General features: G+C 65.4%; 5 protein-coding genes. 1 reads left to right on the plus strand and 4 read right to left on the minus strand.

The genetic code is table 11. From position 1 onward, the window contains the following. Window positions 1-750 (plus strand): post-COAP-1 domain-containing protein (locus tag AC3A3W_RS02445; protein ID WP_487440302.1); only part of this gene is annotated, 750 nt, incomplete at its 5' end. 115 nt (window positions 751-865) lie between these two features. On the opposite strand, the gene AC3A3W_RS02450 is transcribed toward AC3A3W_RS02445, so the two are convergent. The 4 genes from AC3A3W_RS02450 to AC3A3W_RS02465 all read right to left on the minus strand — a co-directional run. Then, on the minus strand, window positions 866-1,492 hold the full coding sequence (locus AC3A3W_RS02450; protein WP_487440303.1) for a dihydrofolate reductase family protein: 627 nt from the start codon (window positions 1,490-1,492) through the stop codon (window positions 866-868). 110 nt (window positions 1,493-1,602) lie between these two features. After that, entirely contained in the window at window positions 1,603-2,271 is a 669-nt protein-coding gene (locus AC3A3W_RS02455) for a GntR family transcriptional regulator (RefSeq protein ID WP_487440304.1), read from the minus strand. A gap of 43 nt (window positions 2,272-2,314) precedes the next feature. Next, window positions 2,315-3,301: an ornithine cyclodeaminase family protein gene (locus AC3A3W_RS02460; protein ID WP_487440305.1), complete on the minus strand. Its 987-nt coding sequence runs from the start codon at window positions 3,299-3,301 to the stop codon at window positions 2,315-2,317. 84 nt (window positions 3,302-3,385) lie between these two features. After that, window positions 3,386-3,877, minus strand: a 492-nt coding sequence (locus tag AC3A3W_RS02465) for an amidohydrolase family protein (RefSeq protein WP_487440306.1), incomplete at its 5' end; no start/stop codon positions are given.

Here is a 3,877-nt window from a genome sequence, read left to right on the forward strand (position 1 = left end):
GGGATTCGTGACGTGTTCGTCACGAAGCTCGCGTCCGGCGCGGGCCCGGGTGCGCCGGCAACGCTCACGCTCGCCCCCGCGGCCGCCACCAACGACGTGGGCACGCAGCACTGCGTGACGGCGACGGTCGAGGATGCGGCGGGCACTCCGACGCCGGGCATCACCGTGCGCTTCACGGTCACCGGGGCGGTGACCACCAGCGGATCGGCGACCACGGACGCGAACGGGGAAGCGACCTTCTGCTACCAGGGCCCGGAACTCCCCGGGGTGGACGCGATCAGTGCCTTCGCCGACACCGACAACGACACCACCCAGGATCCCGGTGAGCCCTTTGCCGCGGCGTCCAAGGTCTGGACGCTGCCGGTCACCACCCCCCTTTGCGAGGCCAACATCACCAAGGGTGGCCGGATCACCGCCGCCAACGGGGACAAGGCAACGTTCGGCGGCAACGCCCAGTCGAACGCCGCAGGCAACGTCAAGGGCCAGGAGCAGTACCAGGACCATGGACCCGCCCAGCCACAGAAAGTGAAATCGGTCAAGATCCTGGCGTTGACCTGCAACCCGCAGCGCACCCAGGCGACGATCTTCGGCCGCGCCACCATCAACGGCCAGGGCTCGCACCTGTTCCGGATCGACGTCCAAGACCTCGCCGAGCCCGGCGTGGGCATCGACACCTACCGGATCCTGCTAGACACCGGCTATGACTCAGGCTCGCAAACGCTCCTGGGCGGCAACATCCAGATCCACTAACCCGGACGGCTCGCGAAGCGGCCGCGTCCCCGACTGTGGGGCGCGGCCGCTTCGCGCGGTACGGACGGATCTTGGGTGTCCGGCGCGACGAGATCTGGCGGTCGGCGCCGCCAGATCAGGTGTTCGGGTCGGCCGTGGACGTTGCGTACTCCGGGCGTCCAGCAGGCCGATAGGTCTGGATGGTTATGCCCCGGGACGTGGTCCTCGAGCTGATCAGGTCGAGCGCGATGTCCGGACCGGAATCGGGGAAAAGGCGTGTGCCCTGGCCGACGACGACGGGATAGATGAGCAGGTCAAGCTGGTCGACCAGGTGGTTGGCGAGCAGCCACCGGACGAGGGCACCGCTGCCCGGCACCAGCAGTTCTCCGTCTTGTTGCGCCTTCAGATCACCGACAGCCGCGGCGACGTCGCCGGTCAGCACACTCGTGCCGGCCCATTGCGGATCGGTGAGGCTGGTCGATACCACGTACTTGGGCCGGCTATTCAGCGCGGCGGCGATCGGGTTCGCACTCGGATCGGTGATCGCTCCCCAGTAGCCGGCGAAGATCTCGTACGTCCGCCGGCCAAACAGAAACGCGGCCGCGCCGCCGTAGATCCCGTTGAGATAGTCACCGGCTTCGGTATCAAGAAGCGGTATGGCCCATCCGCCGCGGTCGAAGCCACCGCTGCGGTCCTCGTCAGGTCCGCCCAACCCCTGCATCACGCCGTCCACCGAGACGTTGGTCGTCGTCGTCAACCTCATGTCGTGGTCACCTCGCCAAAACGACGGCTGCGGACCCCTTCTGGATCTGCGTCACCTGCGTCAGACAAACACACTTGCTCCTTTTTATCAACGGAGAACATCGGTAACTGTCAGCTTTCGGGCAGCCGTTCAGCCAGCCCTTGGAGCGACGGTTCACGGCCCAACTCCACGTGGGCAAAGGCCAGCGCCGCTGCCAGGTCCGCCTTGCCGTCATAGATGGCCTTACACAGGCTCAGATGCTCAGCGCACTGAACGTTGGGGTCCCGGTGCCCTGTCAGGGTGAAGAGCCACTGCATCCTGCCCAGGAGCGGTTTCATGGCGTATTCCAGCAGCGAGTTTCCTGCCATCGCCACGATCTCGGCGTGCAGGGCGGTGTTGATGAGCGGTATCTGCGCATGGTCGTGGCGCAGGGTTGCTTCCTCTGCCTGGTCCATCATCTGCTGCAGCCGCAGCGGGGACTGGCCTCTCGCCGCCGCCTGGGCAGCCAGGCGCGCGGCGAGGACTTCCAGGCTGAGCCGCACATCAAAGAGTTCGTTGACGTCGTTCAGCGTGATCTGTTTGACGGTGGCACCACGGCGCGGGGAGGCGTCAATGAAACCCTCGGCTTCAAGCTGCTGGAGTGCTTCCCGGACGGGAATCCGGGAAACGGCCAGGGTTTCGGACAGGTCGCGTTCCCGGAGCCTGGAGCCTGGCGCGAAATCACCTGAGATGATCAGCTCCCGGATCCGTGCCCGGGCAATGTCAGCCGAGGACCCGGGCGATTCCGTTTGGACTGTCATTCATGCCTCCGTTGTTACCGGTGAGTCTTGGATCCGCGTCTTCTCAATTATTCAGGGCCACGCGGGTGCCAACACCCTGATTGAGCGCGGCCTGATACAGGAGCCGCCCGATGGCAAGGTCCTGCAGACCGATACCAACGGAATTGAACAAGGTTACGTCGTCATCGCCCTGCCGTCCCGCCTTGGTCCCGGTCACCACGTCACCCAGCTCGGCTGCCACATCTTCGAACGTCATAAGACCTTCGGCCACTGGAATGATCAGCGCACCCGATTTGGCTCTGGCCGTCGGAAGGCTGTCCACGAAAACCCTCGCCCTCACCATGCCCGCCGAATCAATCTCCCGGTGGTCAGCCCGCGGGCGGGATCCGACGGCGTTCACGTGCAGTCCGGGCTTGAACCACGCGCCCCTCACCAGAGGCTCAACGGCCGGCGTGAGGGTGCAGAGCACGTCGGCGCTTTCCACAACTTCCCGCACGCTGGATGCCCGGGTGATGTGCAGGCCGTACTGGGAAATCTCGCCACAGAACGCAGCAACGGTGTCCGCGGAACGGGACCACACCACGACGTTTTCAATAGGAAGAACGGCCAGCATGGCTTCCACGTGTGTCACGGCCAGGGCGCCGGCACCAACGAGTCCCAGGGTGGTGCTGGCTGGCCTTGCGAGGAGCTTTGTCGCTACCGCACTGGCGGCGGCCGTGCGGACCCGGGTGGGGACTTTGCCGTCCAGGATGGCCAGGGTTTCGCCGGTCAGCTGGGAGACAAGCATGATCGTTGAGCGCTGGGTGGGCAGGCTTGACTCACGGTTTGCCGGGATGTCCGCGAGCAGCTTCACGGATGCCAGTTCCTCGGCACCGGACAGCGCTGCCATCGGCAGGAACCTGGCATCCGAGGACGGCAGGAGAAGGGAATCCGGCGCCGGCTGGACAGCCGTCCCCCGGCTTAGACCGGCAAAAGCGCGTTCGACGGCGGCGATGGTCCCCGGCATGTCGGCGAGGGCCACGAGCTCGGAGGCCTTAAGTATCAGAGTCATGGGTGGCTTTCTGGATGGCGGGCCTCATAGGCCCGGGGGCAGGGCAGGGGGCCGGTGAAATGCGCCCGTGCAGCTAACGATCGATCAGAGGTCATTACGGACGAGGACTCCCTGTGCCACCACGGCACTGATTTTCTCCAGGGCCGAGGCGCTGGCCAAAGGATCAGCGTCCACAATGACGGCGTCTGCATAGGAACCGCGCACCAGCCGTCCTGCATTCCCGCTCCATCCGAGCAGGGCGGCGGCATTTACTGTCGCGGCCCTCAAAGCGTCCAGGGGTGAAAGCCCGGCCTCACCCAGCAGACGCGCTTCGGTGCCTATCGGAGTCACATCGGCGCCGAAGGAGTCCGTCCCTGCCACGATGGTTACTCCGGCCTCATTGGAAGCCTTCACTGCTGCTTTGATAATGGGGGTGTACTCCTTGCCACGGGTGGCAAGGATGGGGTTGGGCGAGCCGGCCAGGCTCGTGATGGCATCCAAAGTGGGAGTGAAGTAGGTCCCCCGCCTGGCCATCCGGGAGATGGTCTCCTCGCTGACGAAGACGCCGTGCTCGACGCTCCTCACGCCTGCCCGTAC

The sequence above is a fragment of the Arthrobacter sp. Soil_N43 genome (genome assembly GCF_057655195.1).